The sequence below is a fragment of the Thermococcus henrietii genome (assembly GCF_900198835.1).
GTDB lineage: Archaea > Methanobacteriota_B > Thermococci > Thermococcales > Thermococcaceae > Thermococcus > Thermococcus henrietii.
In genome coordinates this window covers 343,814-364,411 of the sequence record NZ_LT900021.1, presented here as the reverse complement: position 1 = coordinate 364,411, position 20,598 = coordinate 343,814, and the positions used below count along the sequence as shown (strand labels likewise).

26 protein-coding genes are annotated in these 20,598 nt (G+C 53.9%); 10 read left to right on the top strand and 16 right to left on the bottom strand.

All coding sequences use genetic code 11. From position 1 onward, the window contains the following. The first annotated feature begins 133 nt into the window (after positions 1 to 133). The 4 genes from CS910_RS02055 to CS910_RS02045 all read left to right on the top strand — a co-directional run bounded on the left by CS910_RS02055 (position 134) and on the right by CS910_RS02045 (position 4,896). Positions 134 to 1,819 (top strand): hypothetical protein, encoded by a 1,686-nt coding sequence (locus CS910_RS02055; protein ID WP_145955331.1) that lies wholly within the window; start codon positions 134 to 136, stop codon positions 1,817 to 1,819. A 224-nt stretch (positions 1,820 to 2,043) separates the two neighbouring features. After that, positions 2,044 to 3,048: a hypothetical protein gene (locus CS910_RS02050; protein ID WP_158523795.1), complete on the top strand. Its 1,005-nt coding sequence runs from the start codon at positions 2,044 to 2,046 to the stop codon at positions 3,046 to 3,048. After that, positions 3,002 to 3,319: a CGP-CTERM sorting domain-containing protein gene (locus tag CS910_RS11790; protein ID WP_145955330.1), complete on the top strand. Its 318-nt coding sequence runs from the start codon at positions 3,002 to 3,004 to the stop codon at positions 3,317 to 3,319. Before CS910_RS02050 ends, CS910_RS11790 begins: the two co-directional genes overlap by 47 nt. A 77-nt stretch (positions 3,320 to 3,396) precedes the next feature. After that, entirely contained in the window at positions 3,397 to 4,896 is a 1,500-nt protein-coding gene (locus CS910_RS02045) for a carboxypeptidase M32 (RefSeq protein ID WP_099209503.1), read from the top strand. Here CS910_RS02045 and CS910_RS11785 read toward each other — a convergent pair. Continuing rightward, positions 4,860 to 5,042: a hypothetical protein gene (locus CS910_RS11785; RefSeq protein ID WP_145955329.1), complete on the bottom strand. Its 183-nt coding sequence runs from the start codon at positions 5,040 to 5,042 to the stop codon at positions 4,860 to 4,862. The two genes, CS910_RS02045 and CS910_RS11785, sit on opposite strands and share 37 nt — an antisense overlap. Positions 5,043 to 5,142: 100 nt before the next feature. Beyond that, complete coding sequence (locus CS910_RS02040) at positions 5,143 to 5,328, bottom strand: DUF433 domain-containing protein (RefSeq protein WP_042691990.1); 186 nt, start codon at positions 5,326 to 5,328, stop codon at positions 5,143 to 5,145. Between the two features lie 76 nt (positions 5,329 to 5,404). On the opposite strand from CS910_RS02040, the gene CS910_RS12120 reads away from it, so the two are divergent. Continuing rightward, complete coding sequence (locus tag CS910_RS12120; protein ID WP_262926562.1) at positions 5,405 to 5,539, top strand: hypothetical protein; 135 nt, start codon at positions 5,405 to 5,407, stop codon at positions 5,537 to 5,539. Here the strand turns inward: CS910_RS12120 and CS910_RS02035 are convergent. Then, the gene (locus CS910_RS02035) at positions 5,531 to 5,878 is read right to left on the bottom strand and encodes an ASCH domain-containing protein (RefSeq protein ID WP_042691987.1); all 348 of its coding nucleotides are present in this window, start codon (positions 5,876 to 5,878) and stop codon (positions 5,531 to 5,533) included. The genes CS910_RS12120 and CS910_RS02035 overlap by 9 nt on opposite strands. A gap of 9 nt (positions 5,879 to 5,887) precedes the next feature. Further along, the gene (locus tag CS910_RS02030; protein WP_099209502.1) at positions 5,888 to 7,000 is read right to left on the bottom strand and encodes a geranylgeranyl reductase family protein; all 1,113 of its coding nucleotides are present in this window, start codon (positions 6,998 to 7,000) and stop codon (positions 5,888 to 5,890) included. A 60-nt stretch (positions 7,001 to 7,060) separates the two neighbouring features. On the opposite strand from CS910_RS02030, the gene pcp reads away from it, so the two are divergent. Beyond that, positions 7,061 to 7,663, top strand: a complete 603-nt coding sequence (gene pcp / locus CS910_RS02025) for a pyroglutamyl-peptidase I (protein WP_099209501.1) — start codon at positions 7,061 to 7,063, stop codon at positions 7,661 to 7,663. Here the strand turns inward: pcp and CS910_RS02020 are convergent. Beyond that, positions 7,653 to 7,982, bottom strand: coding sequence for a hypothetical protein (locus CS910_RS02020; protein WP_223211968.1), 330 nt, complete (start codon positions 7,980 to 7,982; stop codon positions 7,653 to 7,655). The genes pcp and CS910_RS02020 overlap by 11 nt on opposite strands. A gap of 118 nt (positions 7,983 to 8,100) precedes the next feature. Between CS910_RS02020 and CS910_RS02015 the strand changes: the two genes are divergently transcribed. Beyond that, positions 8,101 to 10,095 carry a DUF460 domain-containing protein gene (locus tag CS910_RS02015; RefSeq protein WP_099209499.1) on the top strand — a complete coding sequence of 665 codons (1,995 nt, stop codon included), beginning with the start codon at positions 8,101 to 8,103 and terminating at the stop codon, positions 10,093 to 10,095. On the opposite strand, the gene CS910_RS02010 is transcribed toward CS910_RS02015, so the two are convergent. The 9 genes from CS910_RS02010 to CS910_RS01970 form a co-directional block, all read right to left on the bottom strand. Beyond that, positions 10,082 to 10,378 carry a transcriptional regulator gene (locus CS910_RS02010; RefSeq protein WP_099209498.1) on the bottom strand — a complete coding sequence of 99 codons (297 nt, stop codon included), beginning with the start codon at positions 10,376 to 10,378 and terminating at the stop codon, positions 10,082 to 10,084. The genes CS910_RS02015 and CS910_RS02010 overlap by 14 nt on opposite strands. A gap of 4 nt (positions 10,379 to 10,382) precedes the next feature. Beyond that, positions 10,383 to 10,973, bottom strand: coding sequence for a hypothetical protein (locus tag CS910_RS02005; protein ID WP_099209497.1), 591 nt, complete (start codon positions 10,971 to 10,973; stop codon positions 10,383 to 10,385). Positions 10,974 to 11,015: 42 nt separating this feature from the next. Then, entirely contained in the window at positions 11,016 to 11,633 is a 618-nt protein-coding gene (locus CS910_RS02000; protein ID WP_099209496.1) for a CPBP family intramembrane glutamic endopeptidase, read from the bottom strand. Beyond that, a complete protein-coding gene (locus tag CS910_RS01995; protein ID WP_099209495.1) occupies positions 11,626 to 11,922 on the bottom strand; it encodes a transcriptional regulator in 297 nt (98 codons plus the stop codon). Before CS910_RS01995 ends, CS910_RS02000 begins: the two co-directional genes overlap by 8 nt. Before the next feature lies 1 nt (position 11,923). Next, positions 11,924 to 12,505: a hypothetical protein gene (locus tag CS910_RS01990; RefSeq protein WP_099209494.1), complete on the bottom strand. Its 582-nt coding sequence runs from the start codon at positions 12,503 to 12,505 to the stop codon at positions 11,924 to 11,926. Positions 12,506 to 12,567: 62 nt separating this feature from the next. After that, positions 12,568 to 12,762, bottom strand: a complete 195-nt coding sequence (locus tag CS910_RS01985; RefSeq protein ID WP_099209493.1) for a TIGR04140 family protein — start codon at positions 12,760 to 12,762, stop codon at positions 12,568 to 12,570. Then, on the bottom strand, positions 12,734 to 14,023 hold the full coding sequence (locus tag CS910_RS01980; RefSeq protein WP_099209492.1) for an ATP-binding protein: 1,290 nt from the start codon (positions 14,021 to 14,023) through the stop codon (positions 12,734 to 12,736). Before CS910_RS01980 ends, CS910_RS01985 begins: the two co-directional genes overlap by 29 nt. A gap of 93 nt (positions 14,024 to 14,116) precedes the next feature. Then, entirely contained in the window at positions 14,117 to 14,437 is a 321-nt protein-coding gene (locus CS910_RS01975) for a ribbon-helix-helix domain-containing protein (RefSeq protein WP_099209491.1), read from the bottom strand. Positions 14,438 to 14,480: 43 nt separating this feature from the next. Continuing rightward, a complete protein-coding gene (locus CS910_RS01970) occupies positions 14,481 to 15,458 on the bottom strand; it encodes a TIGR00269 family protein (protein ID WP_099209490.1) in 978 nt (325 codons plus the stop codon). A gap of 50 nt (positions 15,459 to 15,508) precedes the next feature. Here CS910_RS01970 and CS910_RS01965 point away from each other — a divergent pair, with 50 nt between their 5' ends. Beyond that, the gene (locus CS910_RS01965; RefSeq protein WP_145955328.1) at positions 15,509 to 16,285 is read left to right on the top strand and encodes a P-loop NTPase family protein; all 777 of its coding nucleotides are present in this window, start codon (positions 15,509 to 15,511) and stop codon (positions 16,283 to 16,285) included. On the opposite strand, the gene CS910_RS01960 is transcribed toward CS910_RS01965, so the two are convergent. Beyond that, positions 16,247 to 17,407 (bottom strand): site-2 protease family protein, encoded by a 1,161-nt coding sequence (locus CS910_RS01960; RefSeq protein WP_099209488.1) that lies wholly within the window; start codon positions 17,405 to 17,407, stop codon positions 16,247 to 16,249. The two genes, CS910_RS01965 and CS910_RS01960, sit on opposite strands and share 39 nt — an antisense overlap. Positions 17,408 to 17,481: 74 nt before the next feature. On the opposite strand from CS910_RS01960, the gene CS910_RS01955 reads away from it, so the two are divergent. After that, complete coding sequence (locus tag CS910_RS01955; RefSeq protein WP_099209487.1) at positions 17,482 to 18,600, top strand: glycosyltransferase family 4 protein; 1,119 nt, start codon at positions 17,482 to 17,484, stop codon at positions 18,598 to 18,600. Next, complete coding sequence (locus CS910_RS01950) at positions 18,597 to 19,571, top strand: glycosyltransferase (RefSeq protein WP_099209486.1); 975 nt, start codon at positions 18,597 to 18,599, stop codon at positions 19,569 to 19,571. The genes CS910_RS01955 and CS910_RS01950 overlap by 4 nt, the downstream gene beginning before the upstream one ends. Here the strand turns inward: CS910_RS01950 and CS910_RS01945 are convergent. Next, positions 19,519 to 20,595: a glycosyltransferase family 2 protein gene (locus tag CS910_RS01945; RefSeq protein ID WP_158523794.1), complete on the bottom strand. Its 1,077-nt coding sequence runs from the start codon at positions 20,593 to 20,595 to the stop codon at positions 19,519 to 19,521. The two genes, CS910_RS01950 and CS910_RS01945, sit on opposite strands and share 53 nt — an antisense overlap. Positions 20,596 to 20,598 lie beyond the last annotated feature (3 nt).

The window sequence follows — 20,598 nt, the reverse complement described above, 5'->3', positions numbered from 1 at the left end:
CCTTACCCTCTTACTTCTAATTCCCATTATCTCCTCTCATGGGGTCTCCGCCTCAACAACTCAAACCTTCCAGGCGTATCAAATCACCGTCGAGGAACTTAACAGTATTGGAATTTTGCCATACTTCATTATCATGGTGAAACCCTACTGGCAGGTGAACGGCTCTTCCCCCGGCGAGTACCGCCTTCTTTACACCGCGTACCCATCGTTCAATAACATTACCAACTGGACCTTCCAGTACGTCAACCTCACGAACCTCCCCGGAGTAACTCACAGGCTCGGAAACGTAACGCTCCCATGGCCAACGAACAACTTTACCCTCTTCTCTTACGACGGCGCTCCAATCATTCACTGGCAGGCGGAAAACGGCACAACCTACGATTATCTAACCTGTAATTATGCAGTACCCGTGGTCGTCACTCACTACACCAAGAATTCCCAGATGGTTGGACACTTAGAGAGGAACTACGTGGTTTTCAACGGCTCAAACACAACCCTCAAGATTCCAGCGGAGGAACTCTTAAAATACTACCCGGAGCAGTTCTTAAAGGACCTTGGGGGAGTCATTTACAGGGATGTGGTTTACATCTGGAACTCAACAACGGCCTCATACATGGTAATTCACAGAAAAGCCTTCCTAATTTATCCCTTGCGTTTGAGCTACTGGAAAGCCAGCGGAAAAGTTTACGCAGGCGTTAACTTTTCGAGGGGCGTCGAGTTATGGGCCAACCAGTCAATCCCAATCCTCCTCTACTCGAAGGGAAAGCTAAAACCCCTCGTGGACGTTTTGAGGCTGATTACTCCCCAGGGAGACCCACTGAGAAACCTGGAAAACCCTGTAATCACGATGACGCCCCAAAGGTGGATAACACCCCTACCGGCCCATAAGTTTTTCTTCAAGTTTTTTGGCGGTGGGTATTCACGTTACATCTCGCTCCATTACTCCCTCGTCTCAAATGGAACCTCAACGGTTTTAATTGCCACAATGAAAGAGCCCGGGTGGATTCCCTATTATTATCCTTATCTTGTCGTGAACGGTGTTCCAAAGTTCTTCAACCTTTCCCCAACGTGGACGAACCCAAAAGAACAATGGACTCTCGGTGGATATAAGTTCATGTTCGGCGTTTGGAGGGGTCACTACGAGCTCCTCTGGGAGGAGTCTCCTCCGGTGCTGAACTCTTCCATTGCTTACGTTCTCAACGGAACATGCTGGAAGTTAATTAACAACTTCCACAACTCCCCCGGCTTCGTCGCCAACGGAACCGTTGAAGGAAACTATATGGTTTTCCGGTTTAATAGGACCACTCTAAGGATTCCACTCAGAGAATTAGCAAAGTATTACCCGCCAAAGGTTTGGGGGTGGCAGTTAGCCGCGGCGAAAGACGGGAACGGCTACCTAATAATCCCAACCGCAGGATTTGACTACGGGAACTATTACTACGCCTGTGGGCCCAGTTTTGGAATAATTCTCGGCCCGGGAAACTACCTCCTGCCGGTTGACAATTCTTCCGGCGTTTACGCCCTTCATTACGTGAACGGGAATTTAAAGCTGGCTTTTGACCTGCTCAGGCTTATGAGTCCACAAGGGGATTACATTAGGACCCTTCCCAGTTTCAAGGCTTTACCTAACCCATACTTCAATTCGAGCGTGACTTTTGGGTTGTGCAGTGCTGAAACAAAGCATCTCAACCAGTCAACAACGATCAGGAAAACCAATACGCCAATCCAAACAAAGAACAAAAAGACCATCTGCGGCCCTGCTTTCATGATTTTACTCGCGATAACTGCTCTCCTCGTGGGAAAAACATTGAAGAGGTGAGAGAAAAATGTCCAAACTGGTGAGATATCTTTTTCTTCCCATGCTTTCACTTATCCTGTTCTTTCCACTAGTCTCCGCCCAGGGAGAAGTCTTCGAGGTTAAGTACGCCGTAATGTCCAACGGAAGCGACGCGCTTATTCCCCTTGAGATTTTAACGTACGTGCCATACTGCCCATCCCTCTCGGGAATAGATTGCGACAATGCCACGACGGGAGAAGTCCTTGGTGGCAGCAGCTACCTCCTTTATTTCAACGGCTCCAAACTTTTACCTCCTCAACTTCACGCCTGCTTTCACAACACTCTACCCAAACTACACATCACTTCTGGACCTTCACCTTCACGGTGCACGCTTCATAAACGGAAGCTGGTACCTCAACATCACGTTTTATCCGCCAATGGCAGAGGTTTCGGGTGTTTACCGCTTCAACCCGAGCAAATTCTGCATCGAGCCGGCAAACATCAGCTGGTTCCAACTTTCCACGGGGGAAATCAAGGACGAGATAGACGGCTGGAGGATAGTGCTTCAATCAAAGAGCTTTGAAAACTGGGATTACGCCAACGTCAGTGATCTCTGGGTAACTATGAGTAAGACTGTACTTAGGTGGTCCCCAGGCCCGACTGAGGTCGTCAATTCGAGCCTCTTCCCGATTTACTTCATTCTGAAAAAGGGAAAGCAGGTCTGGAACGTAACCCTGGTGTACCTGAACATGAATATCACAAGGAACAACTTTACAGGTCCCGCAGAGAGCTTCTGGTTCCCAAAGAACGTTGAAATTGCAAACGTGACGGTCTGCAGAAGCGCCAACGTTGAATTTCCCATCACGGCGCTTCGTGTGGACGGTGTTTACCGGGGACGGCGGGGTGTTATCCTCGTTGTTAACTACGAAGTTCTCAGTCCGAAAACGCGCCCGTGGAAGCCCCTTAACAACACCCTCGTCCCGAACTTGGTTTCTTACTACCTCTTCTACGTCTCTAAGGACGGCCCTTACTTCCTCGGTGACTATCCCGAAGAGCCAGTGGTGAAGTTCGAAGATGGCTTCTGGAGGTTTAAGCTCCACCTCTGGAACGGTAGCGTTGAGAACGCGACCTTTAACCCCGCGTCTCTTAATAAGCCGAACGTAAGTCCCGTTGAAGTGCCGAACGTATCCATTAATCTGGACTTCCGTGAAGATAGGAAACATTATGGTGCGCTATCCGACTGGATTCCTGGGTTACTCCTGGGGCTGTAACTGCACTTTGGAGATTCAAAACGGGAGAATTTCAAAGGTTCTCCCCTACGTTCCCTTTGCCGTAGGAGTGAACGGAAAGTTCTACCCCCTGTTCAAACCTGCTAAGGTGACTCCCCAGCCGGTTCCGCTGAGGATTTGCTTGAACTTTACTACTGCGACGAGCACAGCTTCGGGAGAAACGACGACAAAAACCATCTGCGGGCCGGGCCTCGTCATCATCCTCGCCGTTACCGCGACTGTCCTCAAACGACTGCAGAAATGGGGTGAGTAAGTCCCTTCCAACCTTCGTTTAGATGTCCATCGAAAAAGGTTAAAAAGTTCGGCTTCCAAAATTCTCCGGTGATGTTTATGGAGAGCGTCTTCCAGAACGAGACGATTAAGGAGATTCTGGCCAAGTACAGGAGGATATGGGCGATAGGTCACGCCCAGAGCGTCCTTGGCTGGGACATGGAGGTCAACATGCCCAGGGAGGGAATCCTTGAGAGGAGCGTAGCCCAGGGCGAGCTTTCGGTTCTCAGCCAGGAGTTCCTCCTCAAGCCGGACTTTGTCGAGCTCGTTGAGAAGGCGAAAGGTTTGGAGGACCTTAACGAGTACGAACGCGGTGTCGTTCGGGTTCTCGACCGCTCGATAAGGATAAGCAAGGCCTTCCCGCCGGAGTTCCTCAGGGAGATGAGCGAAGTCACGAGCCAGGCAACGAAGGCCTGGGAAGAGGCGAAGAGAAGTAACGACTACTCCAAGTTCGAGCCCTGGCTCGACAGGATAATAGACCTCGCCAAGCGTGCCGCTGACTATCTTGGCTACGAGGACGAGCCCTATGACGCTCTGCTGGACATGTTCGAGGAGGGCACCACGACAAAGGACGTTACGAGGATGTTCGACAAGCTCGAGAAGGAGCTTAAGCCCCTCCTTGAGAAGATAATGGAGGAAGGCAAGGTCCCGAGGGAGCACCCGCTCGAGAAGGAGAAGTATGAGAGGGAGCAGATGGAGAGGGTGAACCTTTGGATTCTCGAGAAGTTCGGCTTCCCGCTCGGCGTCCGCTCCCGCTTGGACGTCTCCGCCCACCCGTTCACGACCGAGTTCGGAATCAGGGACGTGAGAATAACCACCAGATACGAGGGCTACGACTTCAGGAGAACCGTTCTCAGCACCGTCCACGAGTTCGGACATGCCCTCTACGAGCTCCAGCAGGACGAGCGCTTCATGTTCAGCCCCATAGCCGGTGGCGTCTCCCTTGGAATCCACGAGAGCCAGAGCAGGTTCTGGGAGAACATCATCGGACGCTCAAGGGAGTTCGCGGGGCTAATCTACCCCGTCCTGAAGGAGAACCTGCCCTTCATGTCCAAGTACACGCCGGAGGACGTTTATCTCTACTTCAACATCGTTCGCCCGGACTTCATCAGGACTGAAGCCGACGTCGTCACCTACAACTTCCACATACTCCTACGCTTCAAGCTCGAGAGGATGATGCTCAACGAGGGCGTTAAGGCCAGGGATTTACCGGAGCTCTGGAACGAGGAGATGGAGAAGCTCCTCGGCATAAGGCCTAAGACCTACGCGGAGGGAATCCTCCAGGACATCCACTGGGCGCACGGAACGATAGGCTACTTCCCGACCTACAGCATCGGAACGCTCCTCGCGAGCCAGCTCTACTACCACATGAAGAAGGACATCCCGGACTTCGAGGACAAGGTAGCTAAAGCGGAGTTCGAGCCCATCAAGGCCTGGCTGAGGGAGAAGATACACCGCTGGGGAAGCATCTACCCGCCGAAGGAGCTCCTCAGAAAGGCCATCGGCGAGGAGCTGAACCCGGACTACTTCATCAGGTGGGTGAAGGAGAGGTATCTGTGATTTTTCATCGGTTCTTCTGTCGTTTTTTCAGCATCTTTTTTTAGTTCATCCATGTTGTGGTAACTCATTTTTGGAACCCGATATGGTTCTAGGGACTTTACATTTCCTGTAACAGCATCTGAGAGTATTTTTGGATGTATCTTCATTTTGCGTCACCTCCAGTGCTTTATAACAAGTTGTGTCTTACTTTTATTTAAACTTTTCTGTTTACTTTTTCCAGAAAACTTTATTGTGTTATTTACTCCTTTAACCTTCGAGAAGAGCGTTTAGGTCTTCCTTCGTCAGCTGTGGATAGCTCTCAAGTATGTCCTCAAAGCTCCAGCCGTTTGCGAGGAGTTCGAGTATGAAGTAAACGGGAATCCTCGTCCCCTTGATGACGGGCTTACCGCCCATTTTCTTGGGGTTTATCTCAATTCTGTCGTCAATCATCATGTTTGTATCTTGGGCAGTAACCTTAAAACGCTTTTTGCGGTTTATTCATGTAGTCTCAAACTGCAGGGTGTTGTCTATGGAAGGAAACGCTTGGGTGCTTGAGAAAATCCGTGGAATCCTGAACGAGGAGGAATATCAGATGACAATTGAAAACCTCAGGGCCATTGAGAAAGAGTTCGAGAAATGGGGGCAGGATATTACCTCATTCTAACGGTTCTCCAATCCACGCAACAGGCTCGACCTCTATCGCGACCACGCCGTACTTCCTCTCCTTCTCCTCGGAATAAAAGCGCCTGTAGACCTTGACGCCCTCTTCAATGCTCTTCACTCCTGGCAGGACGTTCTCAAGGCCCTCCTTCTCCAGCATCTCTCTGAAGGAGGAATAAACCCTCAGGTCCTTTACGACGCAGACGAGCTTGTTCTCGAAGACTATCTCGTCGCCCGGCTTTATGGCCTGCCTCTTCTCGTCGTACAATCTGCCTTCAATCCGCTTCTTCCCCTCGGCTATCGCCTTTAAGTACTCCTCCTGAAGGCCCATCTTCCACCTCATACTCTCACCTCACAGCAACGCCCTAATCAGGCTCGGGCTGACCTTTATGAGCTTTGCGAGGAGCTTGGGCCTCTTGAGTATCGCCTTGGCCGTCCTCAGGTGGTCGTCGAAGTCCGCCTGCGTCTCAATTACCTCCCTCGCCTCTTCACTCCCCAGGACCTCGAAGATTCTCTCTATCGCCTCCTGGTCGAGGCCGAGGAAGAGCTTTCTGAACCTGAGGCCAAAGCTTATCTGCCTCCTCACCCACGAGCAGTAGTTCCAGTAGTTCTCGGGCCTGCCCTCGAGTAAGGCATTCCTCAGGCCCTCGGCGCAGAGCATTCCGTAGACTATCCCCCCGGCGGTCGTCGGTTTTATCTGAATGGCGGAATCACCAACGAGTGCCACGTTGCCCCATACCCAGGGCTTCCTCCAGCCGAAGCCGACGGTTCCGGCCTTGAACTCGAGAATCCTCGTGGGTTCTAACCTTCTGAGCCGTAGAAACCTGTTCAGGGCCTCTATGCTCCCGAAGGTTCCAACTCTGGCAGTTTCGCCGTCTATCGGCGCCACCCACGCGAAGAAGTCGGGCGTTATCTCCTTGTTAACCCAGACCTCAACGCTCTTCCTCTCGAACTCGCCAAGAACCTCAACCTCGTAACCACTGAGGAACTCTGCCTTCGTCTTCGCTCCCATCGCCTTCGCCACAGTGCTGTTCACGCCGTCGGCCCCGACATAGAAGTCCGCCTTTACCTCAAGCGTCTCCCCGAGGTGCTGAAGAATAGCTTTCCCGTTCTTGAAACCCTTAAAGGTCGTGCTCATCAGGTAATCGGCGCCCCTCTTCATCGCCCTCTTCGCGAGCTCCCGCTCAAGCGTCTTCCTGTCCACGAGGTAAGCCTGAGGGCTCTTCCTCCCAATCGAAAAGCTCTGGATTCGCGAGTAGAAAGTTGCCCCGTAGAGCTCGTTCAGGACGGCTTTTTTCGGCAGTCCGAGCCTCTCGTAGTTCTCGGCTCCGATTATGCCGGTGCAGGCCTTTCCCCCGAAGGAGTTCTTCCTCTCGACGACGGCGACGCTGTAATCCCTCGCGAGAAGGTTAGCGAGATAATTGCCAACAGGACCACCACCAATGATTAGGACGTCGTACCTCATCCTCACCCCTCGCCCGGAGTAGCTTTTAAACCCTAAAAACCTACCCTTTCCGGTGATCCTATGAAGGTTCTGGTTACCGGCTTCGAGCCCTTCGGCGGTGAGGAGATAAACCCATCGTGGGAGGCCGTTAAGGCACTTCCCGAGGAACTCAACGGAGCAACTCTCCTTAAGGCCCAGCTACCGGTTTCGTTCAAGAGGGTTAGAGAGATTCTGCCGAGGCTAATCACTAAGGAGAGGCCCGATATCGTCCTCTTGACAGGTCAGGCGGGCGGAAGGCCGAACGTGACCGTCGAGAGGGTCGCGATAAACGTGATGGACTCCACGATGCCGGACAACGACGGCTTTAAGCCGGAGGACGAGCCGGTATTCGAGGGCGCTCCAGATGCATACTTCGCCACGATACCAATAAAAGCCATTGTAAAGGCCCTGAGGAAGGCCGGAATCCCGGCCGGCGTTTCCAACACTGCCGGAACCTACGTCTGCAACACCGCGATGTTCACGGCCCTGCACACGATAGCCGTCTCTGGAATGGAAACGAAAGCGGGCTTCATCCACGTGCCTTTCAGCCACGCCCAGGCCCTTGAGAAGTCGAGGCCGTCGATGGCGCAGGAAACGATAAACGAGGCGATAAGGAAAGCGCTGGAGATGCTCGTTACTCCTTGAACAGCTCGTTGAAGTCAATCTCGTAGACGACGGAACCGTTGAAGCTCTGGGCCTCCTTGAAGCGGGCGATTAGTGAGCTGAAGGTCTCGACGAGGGCTCCCCTTATTTCGCTCATTATCTTCTCCGCGTCCTCTCTCGTGCCTGCCTTGAAGACCTTCTCGGTCAGCTCGTTGAGGCCGAGCTCCTCGCCCCTAATCCTGACCTTGGGGTCAAAGCCGTCGACTATGGCCTTCAGCTCCTCGTCTAGGTCAAGTTCCCTGACCCTGACGATGTACTCCCCGCTCACGATGTCGTACTTTTTGTCAAAGACGAGGCGCATCTTCACCCTATCACCCCGGGGTTGAATATAACCTAAGGGTTAAATAATCGTTTTGGTTATGGTTCAAAACTTGTTGACCAAACCATTAAAAAGCCCCCCGCGTCACTCCCGGTGGAGGGTGGTGCTCATTCTCATCATCGGCCTTGACGTCGTCGGCGAGAACCCGAAGCGCTTCGCGGTCGTGAGCTGGTACAACGGAAAGCTCGAGCGAAAGGGTGAGTTCACACTCTACAGGCTAATCCGATTCATCAGAGCGAAGAGGCCAGATATAGTGGCGGTAGACAGCGTTACCGAGTTGGGAGAGGACCTTAGGAAGTTCCTCCGCGCCCTTCCGCCGGGCACGAAGCTCGTCCAGGTAACGGGAAGGCCCGGCGAACAACGCTCCCTCCAGAGCCTCGCGAGGGAGCACGGGATAAGAACGACCGACAGGTTCGACCCCTACGAAGAGGCCAAGCTCTCCGCATTGCTCGCGAGTAAGGGAGTCGGCTATGAGGTTCTGGCCTTTGAGGACGAGGTCATAGTCAAAGTTGTAAGGGGCAGGAGCCACGGGAAAGGTGGCTGGAGCCAGGACCGCTATCGGAAGCGCGTTCACAACCTCGTCCGCGACAAGGTGAGGGAAATCGAGGACAGGCTGAGGCGGGCTGACATTCCCTTCGACCTCGAGACCGAGGAGAAGGACTACGGCCTGGCGAGGGGTGAGTTCAGAATCTACGCGAGCAGGGAGGAGTTAGCTGGAATCGTGAGACCCATGCGGGGTGGCGACGTCGAGGTCAGGATTTACCCGGTCGAGAGGGCAGAACTCGGCTTTGCTCCCCTCAAAGGTGAGGAGGCCGTAAGGGAGAGGCGGAGCGTCATAGTTGGCATTGACCCGGGCATAACGGTGGGAATAGCCGTCATAGACCTCAACGGCAACGTGGTGGCGCTCTACAGCGAGAGGAACATGCCGGTCGGCGAGGTCTTCAGGTTCATAAGCGAGATAGGACACCCGGTTGTCGTGGCAACGGACGTTTCCCCGGCCCCGGGCTTCGTCGAGAAGATAGCCCGCTCCTTCAAGGCCCAGCTCTTCGTCCCGCGGGAGAGCCTCCGCGTCGAGGAGAAGAACGGGCTGTTGAGAAACCTCGGCATCAAGGTCGACGACGACCACCAGCGCGACGCCTTGACGGCCGCCTACAAGGCATACCTCAGGCTCAAGCCCAAGCTCGAGCACGTCGAAGCGAAGCTCCGCGAGGCGGGATTGAGCAAGAGGGCCGACGAGGTGAAGGCCCTTGTAATCCAGGGCTACAACCTTGGCGAGGCCATGCAGAAGGTTGCGAGGCGCGAGAGGCCGAGGGAGGAACCGGAGGGAGAGGAAGGGACGAGCGTTGACGTCAGGCCCTACGTGAGGAAAATCCGCGAGCTTGAGGGGAGGATAGCGCTCCTTGAGAGGGAGAACGAGGAGCTCAGGGGTATAATCCGCGAGCAGAGGAGAACCATCGAGAGGCTTGAGCGCAGAATAGCGGACTACGACGAGGAGGTAAGGCGGAAAGTCCTCCGCGAGAGGGAGCTTGAGGCGAAGGTGAAGCGCATAGAGGTCCTTGAGAAACAGCTGAAGGAGGCGAAGGCAGTTATAGAGCGCCTGAGCAGGGACTTGGTCAAGGTCAAGAGGATGAACGTGGTCGAAATCCGCGGTAGCGCGGTTCCGCTGAAAGTGCTAAGGGTCCTCAGCTGGCGGGAGCTTGAGAGGATTGAGCATGAGGTCGGACTTAGGAAGGGCGACGTTCTCTTCGTAATCAATCCAGCCGGAGCCGGAAAGGCCATAGCGGAGGAGCTTGTTGAGAAGGGGATTAAAGCCTTGATAACCGAGAAGCCCCTTCCCGGGCCGGTGAGGGAGGTTCTCCGCGAGGCCCACGTGCCCTTCTTCACGAGTGAAGAGCTCGACGTAAAGCGCGTTGACGAGTTCGCGGTCGTTGAGCGGGAGACGCTGGAGCGGGCCATCGAGGAGCTTTTGAAGCGCTGGGGGAAGGAGGACGAGGAGAGGGAGGCGGAGAAGTTCCTCAAGCTGGTCGAGGAGTACCGGATTGAGCGCATAAAGGAGCTGAAGAGAAAGGCCGAGGAAGAGCTTAGAGGGAATTGAGAACTTCCTTCAGGGTCCTCAAGTACCTTCCCGTTTCTACCGCTCCCCTCTCCGTTATCCTCACCGCCGTTCTCGGCCTGTCGGCGAAGACCTTGTAGAGCCTTACGTAGCCTGCCTTCTCAAGCGCTCTCAGGTGGGAGTCGAGGTTTCCGGGAGTTATCTCAAGGACCTCGAGAAGCTCCTTGAACAGGGCTTTCTCCCTCGGCAGGAGGTACAGCATGATTCCTAGCCTCACCGGATTCCCGAGCACGTGGTTCTTCGTGAGTTCCCTCAGCGACTCCATTCTATCACCGTTCTATTGCCTTGAACGCCGAGAGGAGGTAGAGGGCTATCGTGAGGCTGAACCCGAAGGCGGCAACAAATCCCGCCCAGAGGGTCGCTTGATTTCCAGCTACCGGAACGAGCGGTATTCCAAGGAGTGGCGCGAGAAAAGAAGGTATCTCCTCCCTGTCTCCAGTTACAAGCGCCTGTCCAGCTAGGGAAATCCCCAGAAAGCTGAGTATTGCAACCGCAACGGTTTCCTCGGGGGTCGTGGTGAGCCCAAGGCGTGGGATTATTCCCCAGCCGATTAGACTTCCTATGGCCCACGAAGCCAGAATCTCAAGTCCAATTCCGCTTTCCTTCCCCGTCTCTGAAACGAGTACTGCAATGTACCTGTCCCAGACCTTTTTGGTTGCGTAGCTCACGATGACTGCTCCGATGGCCCAGTAAACCAGTGATTCCACGTAGCCGTTACCGAACAGCCCAGAGAGGACGTAGTAGCCCATCATTGCCGTCAACCATGCGGAGAAGGTTAACGCCCCGTAGATTTTTCTGCTCGCTATCAGCTTGCCCTCGACCCTCTCGAGGACGCTCTTCAGCTCCTCAACATCCTCCATTCATCCCACCAAAGGGATTAGGTCGTCTCCCTATTTATACCGTCACCTCTCTCTGAAATGCAGAACAACGAGTCCGGCTAGATTGGCCGAGGCATGTAGCGCAAAGGCCGGAACTATGCCGCCGAGGGCGAAGAAGTAGCCTACCAGCGTTCCGAGGAGGAAGGCCCCGGCAACAATCGAAATCCTGTCCAAAGCGCTCCCTCCAAAGGCCCTCCAGTGGGGCAGGGCGAACAGGAGAGCCGCGAAGAGTATCGCGCTCCAGAAGTGGCCGTAGCTGAGTAAGTAACCTTCCACAAGGCCCCTGTGGAGAAGTTCCTCACTCAACGGCGCCAGGAGGAGAATGAGGGGATACCTTCTCCAGTCCCTGGGGAGGAACTCCGGTTCGTCGGCGGTCTCGGTGCTTGGGCCGATGGCGTTCAACGTGAGGGAAACCGTGAAGCCAACCAGGAATGCCCGCGGCAGGTAGCTCAGGTTGAGGAGGAGTCCCGAGCTTTTCGGTCCGTTCACGGCCCATAGGAGTGGAAGCGAGAGCAGAAGCATAGAAACCTGAATCAGAACGGCCGCTCTCTTGGGGTTTCCCCTCGAGACCGCTGAGCCGATGGCCATGGCCGGAATAAAGGCCGCGAGCCACATGAGGAGCGCCTTGAGGAACTCAATCATTTTCAACCGCCTCCCTCAGGACCCTGAGGGCCTCGCCGAGTTCTTCTACTCCCTTCTCAGTCAGCTCAACGAACTTTCTCGGCCTCCTTCCGAACCCGTAGTAAGTTCTCACGATTCCGGCATCTTCCAGGGCCTTCAGGTGAAACTCAAGGTTCCCAGCGGTGAGGTTCAGCGCCTCCCTCAGGCTCGAGAAGGTTGCCCTCTCCCTCGACAGCAGGTAAAGGGCTATCGCCAGCCTCGTGGGGTTGCCGAGCGGTGACTTAGAGAGCCCAGCGAGCTTTTCGAGCATATCACTCCCTCATTGCCTTCATAAGCACCAGGTAAGCGCCGAGTCCGAACGCCAGCGACAGTACGAGCGTTGCGTACGCGCCCTTGGTGATGGAAACCCTCCCGTACGGAACGCTGAGGAGCAGAATCGTTGCCCCGATGACGGCCTTGTCCCAGCCCCTCCTGAGGAAAACGTAATCCACGACCGCGAGGGCGAGCATTCCGGAGCCTATCGCAGGGAGCGGGGATAGCCAGGTACCCTTAACATTCAACCCCACGGTCACGAAGATTACAGGCCAGACGATGAGCTGGGCGAGGAGGTACCGGGGGTTGAGCGGCGTTTTTCTCCCGAGAACCTTCTCTATCTCCTGCACCTTCTTGAATGCCTTCAGCTCTTCGAAAATGAAGAATACTATCGCGAGGGCCGAGAGAAGAACCGTTGTGGAGTCGATTGAAATCCCGGCGTACGCTGAGAGAATCACCGAGGTAATGTAGATGGCCGGGAACGCTACCGCCCAGTAGATGTAGATTATCGAGTTGTAAGCCTTCTTTGCAAGGTTCAGCTCCCGCTCCACCGCCCTGAGCGCTTCATTTATATCCTCCATGCTCCCACCGAGAAAAGTCCCCTGAACCCCTTAAATACCCGCCCGGAAGTTTGGGGCACAAACTAACCGCCGGCCCTCGTCAGGCGGAGCTTCTCCATGAAGCGCTCGATTTCCGCGGGAGGACCCTCCACGAGAACCCGATTGAGGACTATCCCGCTCCTCTCGATGGTTCCGAGGGATGTTAAGCTAACCCCCGCCCCGCTCTTTCGCCTTATCTCCTCAAGCTCATCAAAGGGAACGGCCGTCTCGACTATCAAGGAGGAACCTCCACAGGGGCACTACCTCGATTCCGTCTATTCTCTTTTCAACGTCCCACGTTATCAACTTGGCGTTCTTCCATCCAAACGTCCTCTTTGCCTTTTTCAAGGCTTTGAGCTCCCGCTCCATCGTTTCCGGGTTTGAAACGTCGTAGCTGACCTGAATGAGCGTTTCCTCTTCAGGCAGGACGAAATCAACCTCCCAGTTCTCGCCGATGGCGTAGTTTACCTCTTTGCCCCTCCTCAGGAGTTCGATGAAGGCCGCGTTCTCCATTAGCCTGCCGATGTCCTCGCTGAACTTTACGCTCAGGAAGGTCAGAAATGCGGTGTCAACGAAGTATATCTTCTTCGGGTGCTGGATTCTGAGCTTCACCTTTGGCGAGAAAACCTCGACCGGAAAGGCAAAGTAGCACTCGTTCAGGTAGCGGAGGTAGTTGGCCAAAGTCGCCTTGCTGACCGAGTGGCCGAGGCTTCTCATAGTTCTCTCGGCCCTGCTCAGGCTGAAGTACTCCGAGTTGAGGAGTAGCCTTATGAACGCCCTCAGCTCCTCGGGATTTCTGACTTTATAGCGCTCAACGACGTCCAGGGCTACAATCGTGTTGAAGTAGTCCCTGATTATCATGCCCTTTATTCTCCTGTCCTCCGCTAAAACGACCTCGGGAAACCCCCCGTAGATGAGGTACTCCCTCAGAAGGTTCAGGAGCTCGCTTTTCCTCCCGCTGAACTCCACCCTCTCGGGCACCTCAAAGTTCTTGAAGCGGAGGAACTCGGGAAAGCTCAGGGGAAAGACCTCGAAGGTAAGGGCTCTTCCCCTCAGCGACGTCGGTATCTCCCTGCTCGACAGCTTCGATGAGGAGCCGCTAAGAAAGAGCCTCACGTCTTCCCTTGAGTCGTGTATTCTCCTCACCCACGAGTCCCATCCGGGGACGTTCTGGACTTCATCGAGGAAGAGATAGAGCCTCTCCTTCTTCCCGAACAGCTCTTCAATGGTGGGTATGAGCTCCGTCAGCGTTTCGGTTTTCTTCTCAAGCCTCTCGTCCTCGAAGTTGATGTAGAAAATATCGTCACGTGGAATTTTCTCAGAAAGTTTGTTTATCAGCTGGAACATTAGATAGGTCTTGCCAGTTCTCCGACAGCCCGCAAACGTGATGACCTTTCTCGGCTTTTCGGGAATCAGCGAGGGGTCGAAGTCCCTCTCGATTAGCTCGGGCGTCCAGTTCTCCTGCCATTCGACGAGGGCCCGCGCGATGTTCTCGTTCATGGTAGCCTTTACTCGCTCAACCTTTATAAAGGTTGTTTAGTATACTAAACAGGTCTTTATAAATAGTTGTTTAATACGTTTTGACAACTTTCCTTACTCGGCACCCATTAGTTTCCTGTACTCCCTCTCGACCTCCCTAAGAACCTCTTTCACTTCTTCCTCCTCGTCCTTGAATTCCCCCCTTCTGAGTTTCTTCCGCGCATTCTCAGCCTCCACTCTAATTTCCTCCTCGCTGAGGCTCCTTGCCAGCTCTTTCGCCTCTTCGAGCATCATCTGGCCGAGTGTGAACGTGACGGCGAACTTTATGAAATCCGAACGGCTCCGAAATTCCCTTTTCTCGACGAGTTCGTCTATCTTCCGAACAACGTAACCCGGCAGTCTAACGGAAATCGGATACTCCACCCTCTCGGCCATGCCATCACCAATACAAACTAACTACAATTGTATTTAACCCTTGCTACTCAACCCTGAACGTCAGTCCCCTTTCCCTCGCCTTCCTCTCGACCTGGAGGCGGAACTGGCAGGCCTTGCATATCTCGCCCGTCGTCGGCTGGCCACATATCTTGCAGCGGTTCAGCTCGCTGGTTTTCTTCGTGTAGGTCTTCGCTATCAGAGGGAAGAGCTTGTCGTAGCTCCTGAGAATCTGGTACTTCGTTCCCGGGTGCCTCTCCTCCATCTCGTTGAGCCAGTCTCGGATTTCGGCACGGAAAGCCTCGACCGCGTAGGGGCACTCGCTCAGGTCAACTTCAATGTTGTTCAGAACCGCGTAGAGGACTATCTCCTTCTCGGGAATCTCTCGGAGGGGCTTTATCCTCGGGACGAGCTCCGGGTGGATTTCCTGGTAGTAGGGGCCCGTTCTCCCTAAACGGGCTATATCTCCCCTCAGAATGTTCATTATGAACATCTGCACCTCGTCGTCGAGGTTGTGGCCTACGGCCAGCTTGTCGGCGCCGACGTCTTTGGAAGCGTAGTTGAGGAGCCAGCGCCTCCAGACGCCGCAGTAGGAGCAGGCACCTACCCTTTCCTTCTTCTCGAAGCTCCCCATTATCTCAACCGTCTCGTCGAGGGTGAAGCCGATGTATTCCTTGAAGGAATAAACGCGGTGCTCTATTCCGAGCTTCTTCGCGTTCCTCTTCGCTATCTCAACGCTTGGAGGTCGGTAACCGGCTATGCCCTCGTCAATCGTTATCGCGACGAGCTCGAAGGGGAACCTCTCCCGGAGCTTGGCCAGAAGGTGCATGAGAACGACGCTGTCCTTTCCTCCGCTAACGCCTACCGCTATTCGCTCGCCCTTCTCTATGAGGCGGTACTTCTTCACGGTCTCCTTGAACTTCTTCTCGACCATCTCATTGAAGTGCTTGTGGCAGTAGTAGCGACCGGTGTAGCGCGCGTGGTAGACCGCTGGACGACTACATTTGGAGCAGGTGGCGGGCATGGGTTGCCCTAAGAAAAGGCTTTTAAAAAGGTTGGGTGTTACCCTCTCTGTTGATGAAAATGGGGTACAAGGTGTTTAGGACGGGTATTGATGCCCTTGACAAGATGCTTGGTGGGGGCATAATTGAGGATGGAATCCTTCTAATAGTATACAACACGGGTTCCTATGGTTGGGCCCTTGGTGTTGAAGTTTTTAAAAAGTTCATTGAACGAGGATGGTACGGTGTCATCACGAGCTACTCGCTTCCGTATAGGTTGCTCATGAAGTATTCCACTGCCGTTCGCTTTGGGTTTCATACGTTCGGAACCGAAGGTCGCCTTGCCGTGATTGATGTCTTCGGCTCCGTGAACGGGGTACAACCCAGGGAGCCTTACGTTTACTCCCTCGGCTACGTTGATGGAAGCACGTTTCTTCCCAAAATCCTTACACTTTACAAGCGCCTCATCCTTGGCAAACCTAAGAGGATAGGCCTTACCGTTACAATGGACGGTTTTGTTGAAATCTTTGGTGAGGACGCGGGCATGAGGATTCTAAAGAAGAACATAGCCCTAAAGGAAAGTTACCCCCGCTCCAATGTGGATGAGGTCCTCAACGTCTTCCTCATAAACAGGGATAGGGTTTCTTCGAGGTTTCTCTCGTGGCTTTCCCAGTACGCGGAGCACATAGTCGAGTTCAGGCCAACTGAAAGGCCCGGCGTTGAAAACCTTGTTGTGCTTAAGTCCCTCCTTCCTGAGTTCGAGCCTTCGACTGGAATCTTTAAATTCAAAAAAGGAAGAGTGGGAATACGTTTACTTAGCGAGGTTGAGAACCGCGGGCAGAACGTTTAGGGCCAGGAGGAACAGACCGATTCCTATCGTTGCATACCTTATGGGTCTTGCGATTCTCTCAGGCAGGTACTCCTTTATCACGTCGTCGAGCATCCTTCCTCCATCGAGGGGAACCAATGGGAAGAGGTTCATGAGGCCTATCCCTATGTTGAGGAGGTAAATCCAGTAGAGCGAGAAGAACAGCGGCAGGATTAGTCCCTCGTGTCCTACCCTGGACTTTACGTACTGGGTGGGATGGATTCCTATAAAGCCCTTTCCGGGTTTATCCGGGTTCTCTCCCAGGGTTAGCTTGAGGTTCATCTCCTTCCCGTTTCTGAGGACGGTGAGCGTTATCGTTTCTCCCGGCTTTGTTTTGTTCATAGCCTTTATGAACTCGTCCATGGTCTTTACGCTCTGCCCGTTTATCGCGATTATGACGTCCCCCTTGTGGAGGACCCCGTCGGCGGGGGCTCCTTTTATGACATCCCCAACCTGTATCCCGCTGGGAACTAAAAGGGGGGTTACGGCATAGCTCAGGATTAGGGCGGTGATTATCGCGGTGGTTACGTTTGCCATCGAACCGGCACCGTAGACGCGGAGCCTAGAGCGGAGGGGTGCCTTCGAAAGCTTCTCCTCGTCGGGCTCGACGAAAGCACCTGGAATCACCGCGAGGAGAACCAGACCGACTGACTTCAGGGGGAGCCCCTCAGCCCTTGCGACCACTCCGTGACTGAGCTCATGCACAATCATGACGACGGCGAGACCGATGAGTCCGTACCACAGGGGAATCGTCACACCCGGAATGACGAGCTGGACTCCGCTCGGAGCGCTCTTGGTTCTGAGCGTTTCCATGGCAGTTTTTAGAAGGGCATAGAAGACGTAGGCCATTCCCAGGTAGCCGAGGGCGATTCCAATATCGCTGTACACCTTCCAAAAACGTCTGTTGACCCCGGAAAGCCGGTCTATGAACCCGAGGAGTCTCTTTGTTCTCCACATTGCCACGAGGAAGTCAACGCTCAGCCCCTCTTCCTTCTCTATGGGCTCTCCTGTTTCGGGGTCTACCTCCTTCTTTCCGAAGAGGGTGTAGAGGACCAGCCAGAACGCCGTGATGCCAATGAGTACCGTGACGAGAGTACTTGCCATGGTTCAACACCCTTTTTCCGCTGGGCTAACTTCATTAGATGGTCTTATAAACGTTAGCGGACAACCATGTGGCGATGGAAAGCCTCAGGATAGCCTTCGTCTACGATGTGGTCTACCCATGGGTCAAAGGCGGGGTCGAGAAGCGGATTTACGAGCTGGCTAGAAGGTTAGCTCGAAAACATGAGGTTCACGTCTACGGCTACAAACACTGGAGAGGGCCGAAGGACATCGAGCGCGATGGGATTCACTATCACGGAACCGTTCGCACTGGCAATCTGTACTCCGGCGGGAGGCGTTCAATTCTCCCTCCTCTGCTCCATTCCATCTCGCTTGTCCCCATTCTTAAGGGCGAGCGCTTCGACGTCGTAGACTGCCAGGCGAGCCCTTACCTCCCAGCTTATTCGCTCAGGGTTCTCAAGGGAGAGGAGGTTTTCATAACTTGGCACGAGTTCTGGGGTGATTATTGGCTCGACTACCTCGGATGGGCAGGTCTGGCAGGGAAAACCCTTGAGCGGGGCCTGTTCTCCTTCGAGAGGCACGTTTCCGTCTCCCAGAAGACGAGGCTTGACCTCTTAAACGCTGGCCTCAGAAAGTCCGTCTACCTCGTCCCCAACGGCATAGATATTGCTCTTATTCGCTCGGTGAAGCCATCGCCGCTGGAATTTGATTTTCTCTTCGTCGGCAGGCTGATTCCCGAGAAAGGGGTTGACTTTCTCCTCCGTGCACTTGCTCTGCTGAGGGAAGAGTTCCCCGACTTCAAAGCTATTATAGCCGGCGACGGCCCCGAGCGGAGAAAGCTTGAGCTCCTCGCGCGGGAACTTGGAATCGGCGATAACGTCACCTTCACGGGCTTTCTGAAGGATTACAGAGATGTCATCGCCCTCATGAAAGCGTCGAGGGTCTTCGCGTTTCCATCCAGGAGGGAGGGCTTCGGCATGGTCGTCGTCGAGGCCATGGCTTCCGGCGTTCCGGTCGTCACCGTTGAGCACCCGATGAACGCCTCGATGCACCTCGTCGAGAACGGCAGAACCGGCTTCGTCGTCCCGCTGAGCGAGGAATTCTTCGCCCGGGCGCTGATGCTCGCCCATGAGGACTCTGCAAGGATGGGGAGAATCGCGGGGAGAAAGGCCGAGCGCTACGACTGGGGCGAGATTGTTAGGGAGCTTCTCACGGTCTACGGGGTGGTTGAATGAAGGTCTGCCTAATCGTCCGGCGTTTGAGCACCAAAGCTGGGGGAATAGCGGTCTACACAAGGAACTTAATCAGGACCCTCGAGCGTGAGGGGCACGAGGTCGAGCTGTCGCCCGGCGAGAGGTTTTCGTACTTCCTCTGGCAGTTCTTCAAGGTTCCCCTCTGGCTCGTCCGTTCGAAATGCGACGCCTACCACGCCGTTGGCATTATAGAAGCCATAACGCTCCTTTTCTTCAAGCCAAAGGCGGAAAAGCGGGTCACGATACACGATTTAATCCCCTTAAAGCACCCGAGGAGGGGGTTCAAGGGCATCTTCGAGCGCCTCTTCATCCGCCTCGGCTTGTTCTCGGCGAGGAAATGCGACGTGGTCTACGCAGTCTCACACCTGACAAAGGTTGACTTGGTTCGCTTCGCGGGAATCCCGGAGGATAGGATAACCGTCGTTCACCAGCCGATAGACGAGCGCTTCCTCCTCGAGCCGCCCCGCGCCGGAAAGTTCAGGGAAAAGGGGAAGTTCATGGTGGGCTACATCTCGAGGATGGACTACCATAAGAGGCATGCCCTCCTCGTTGAACTGTTTAAGCAGTGGGACAACCCGAACGCGAGGCTCCTCTTGGCTGGAACCGGGGAGGAGTTCGAGCGCGTTAAAAAGCTGGCCGAAGGTGACGAGAGGATAAAGCTCCTCGGTTTTATACCCGATGAGGAGCTGGTTGAGTTCTACGACTCGCTCGACGTCTACGTTCATGCATCAAAGTACGAGGGCTGGGGCCTGCCGATTGTTGAGGCCCTCGCCAGAGGGAAGCCAGTTATCGTTTTTGACGATGCCGAGATACCCGGGGAAGTTAAGGGGCGGTGCGTAAGTGCATCCTCTAGAGGGTTCCCCGCTACCCTTAACGGATTTTATTTTGAGAAAAAGGTTCTTAGGAAACTTTCCATTTTAGGGTTAAGAGTTGTGAAAACTCTCTTTCAGTGATATGTCTCTTTATCCGCCTTCTTTCTCGAAAAACCATTGGAAGGGTACGAAGTAGCATTATGTATCCCTTTGCAACTGACTTAATTTTTCTCCTGAGAACCACATTGTACATTGCGTAGAGTAAGTTTCCGAGGGTATACAGTGGGGCGTACTTAAGGGGAAGGTTCAGAACTGCACAGACGAGGTGTCCTTTTAGGGAGTGTGAAATTGCAAGGTCGCTTATCTCAAGGCCACCAGTGCTCTTTCCACCGTAGTGGTATGCCTTTGCCGAGGGCTCATAGATTAACTTAAATCCTGCCCATCGAATTCTCGACGCAAGGTCAGTGTCTTCGTAGTAGAGGAAAAACAGGTCCCCGTTGAATAAACCGGCTTCAAGTAGTGCCCTTGAAGAATACAGGGCACAGGCAGCGCAGAGGGTGGAGACTTCATCTCGATTTGGGAACTTAGTGAACGGTTGAAATTTTCCCCTGTCAAAACTGTATCCATTTTTTGAGTACTCCCCCCCTGCACTATCGATGAGTTCTGGGTTTCTTGCCCACAGGATTTTGGGGGCAACGGCTCCGGAGTTTAATGCTTCCGCAGTCTCAACGAGTTTGGGAATAGTTTCGGGCATCACAATGGCATCATTGTTAAGGAGAAGGATGTAATCGGCATCCAGAACCGTGAGCGCAAATTTTATTCCAACGTTGTTGCCGCCACCAAATCCATAGTTTCTCGTGTTCTCAATCAGAATCAGCCTTCTATCAGGGTCTATCTTCTCGTACAATGGCCTGTTGAAGCGCCCTCTTAGGGCTTCTCTCTCCGATAGGTGGAAGATGACCAAAGGTTTAGTGAGGGGGTTGTCCTTGATGTACTCTGAACTAACCTTAACTTCTCCCAGGGCGTACCTTTTAATCATCTCGATGGACTCATCTGTTGAGTTGTTGTCCACCACGATTACATCATAGTTATCAAACTTGGACCTGTAAACTGATTCAACGGCCTCGACTGTGGCCCTCCAGTTGTTCCAGTTGAGGATTACCACAGT

Bases quoted from the DNA above. Each gene is read 5' to 3' on its own strand.
- CS910_RS02055 (WP_145955331.1), top strand. From the start codon at position 134: ATGGTGAAACCCTACTGGCAGGTGAACGGCTCTTCCCCCGGCGAGTAC.
- CS910_RS11790 (WP_145955330.1), top strand. From the start codon at position 3,002: ATGGTGCGCTATCCGACTGGATTCCTGGGTTACTCCTGGGGCTGTAAC.
- CS910_RS02045 (WP_099209503.1), top strand. From the start codon at position 3,397: ATGGAGAGCGTCTTCCAGAACGAGACGATTAAGGAGATTCTGGCCAAG.
- CS910_RS11785 (WP_145955329.1), bottom strand. From the start codon at position 5,042: ATGAAGATACATCCAAAAATACTCTCAGATGCTGTTACAGGAAATGTA.
- CS910_RS02040 (WP_042691990.1), bottom strand. From the start codon at position 5,328: ATGATGATTGACGACAGAATTGAGATAAACCCCAAGAAAATGGGCGGT.
- CS910_RS12120 (WP_262926562.1), top strand. From the start codon at position 5,405: ATGGAAGGAAACGCTTGGGTGCTTGAGAAAATCCGTGGAATCCTGAAC.
- CS910_RS02035 (WP_042691987.1), bottom strand. From the start codon at position 5,878: ATGAGGTGGAAGATGGGCCTTCAGGAGGAGTACTTAAAGGCGATAGCC.
- CS910_RS02030 (WP_099209502.1), bottom strand. From the start codon at position 7,000: ATGAGGTACGACGTCCTAATCATTGGTGGTGGTCCTGTTGGCAATTAT.
- pcp (WP_099209501.1), top strand. From the start codon at position 7,061: ATGAAGGTTCTGGTTACCGGCTTCGAGCCCTTCGGCGGTGAGGAGATA.
- CS910_RS02020 (WP_223211968.1), bottom strand. From the start codon at position 7,982: ATGCGCCTCGTCTTTGACAAAAAGTACGACATCGTGAGCGGGGAGTAC.
- CS910_RS02010 (WP_099209498.1), bottom strand. From the start codon at position 10,378: ATGGAGTCGCTGAGGGAACTCACGAAGAACCACGTGCTCGGGAATCCG.
- CS910_RS02005 (WP_099209497.1), bottom strand. From the start codon at position 10,973: ATGGAGGATGTTGAGGAGCTGAAGAGCGTCCTCGAGAGGGTCGAGGGC.
- CS910_RS02000 (WP_099209496.1), bottom strand. From the start codon at position 11,633: ATGATTGAGTTCCTCAAGGCGCTCCTCATGTGGCTCGCGGCCTTTATT.
- CS910_RS01995 (WP_099209495.1), bottom strand. From the start codon at position 11,922: ATGCTCGAAAAGCTCGCTGGGCTCTCTAAGTCACCGCTCGGCAACCCC.
- CS910_RS01990 (WP_099209494.1), bottom strand. From the start codon at position 12,505: ATGGAGGATATAAATGAAGCGCTCAGGGCGGTGGAGCGGGAGCTGAAC.
- CS910_RS01980 (WP_099209492.1), bottom strand. From the start codon at position 14,023: ATGAACGAGAACATCGCGCGGGCCCTCGTCGAATGGCAGGAGAACTGG.
- CS910_RS01975 (WP_099209491.1), bottom strand. From the start codon at position 14,437: ATGGCCGAGAGGGTGGAGTATCCGATTTCCGTTAGACTGCCGGGTTAC.
- CS910_RS01970 (WP_099209490.1), bottom strand. From the start codon at position 15,458: ATGCCCGCCACCTGCTCCAAATGTAGTCGTCCAGCGGTCTACCACGCG.
- CS910_RS01960 (WP_099209488.1), bottom strand. From the start codon at position 17,407: ATGGCAAGTACTCTCGTCACGGTACTCATTGGCATCACGGCGTTCTGG.
- CS910_RS01955 (WP_099209487.1), top strand. From the start codon at position 17,482: ATGGAAAGCCTCAGGATAGCCTTCGTCTACGATGTGGTCTACCCATGG.
- CS910_RS01950 (WP_099209486.1), top strand. From the start codon at position 18,597: ATGAAGGTCTGCCTAATCGTCCGGCGTTTGAGCACCAAAGCTGGGGGA.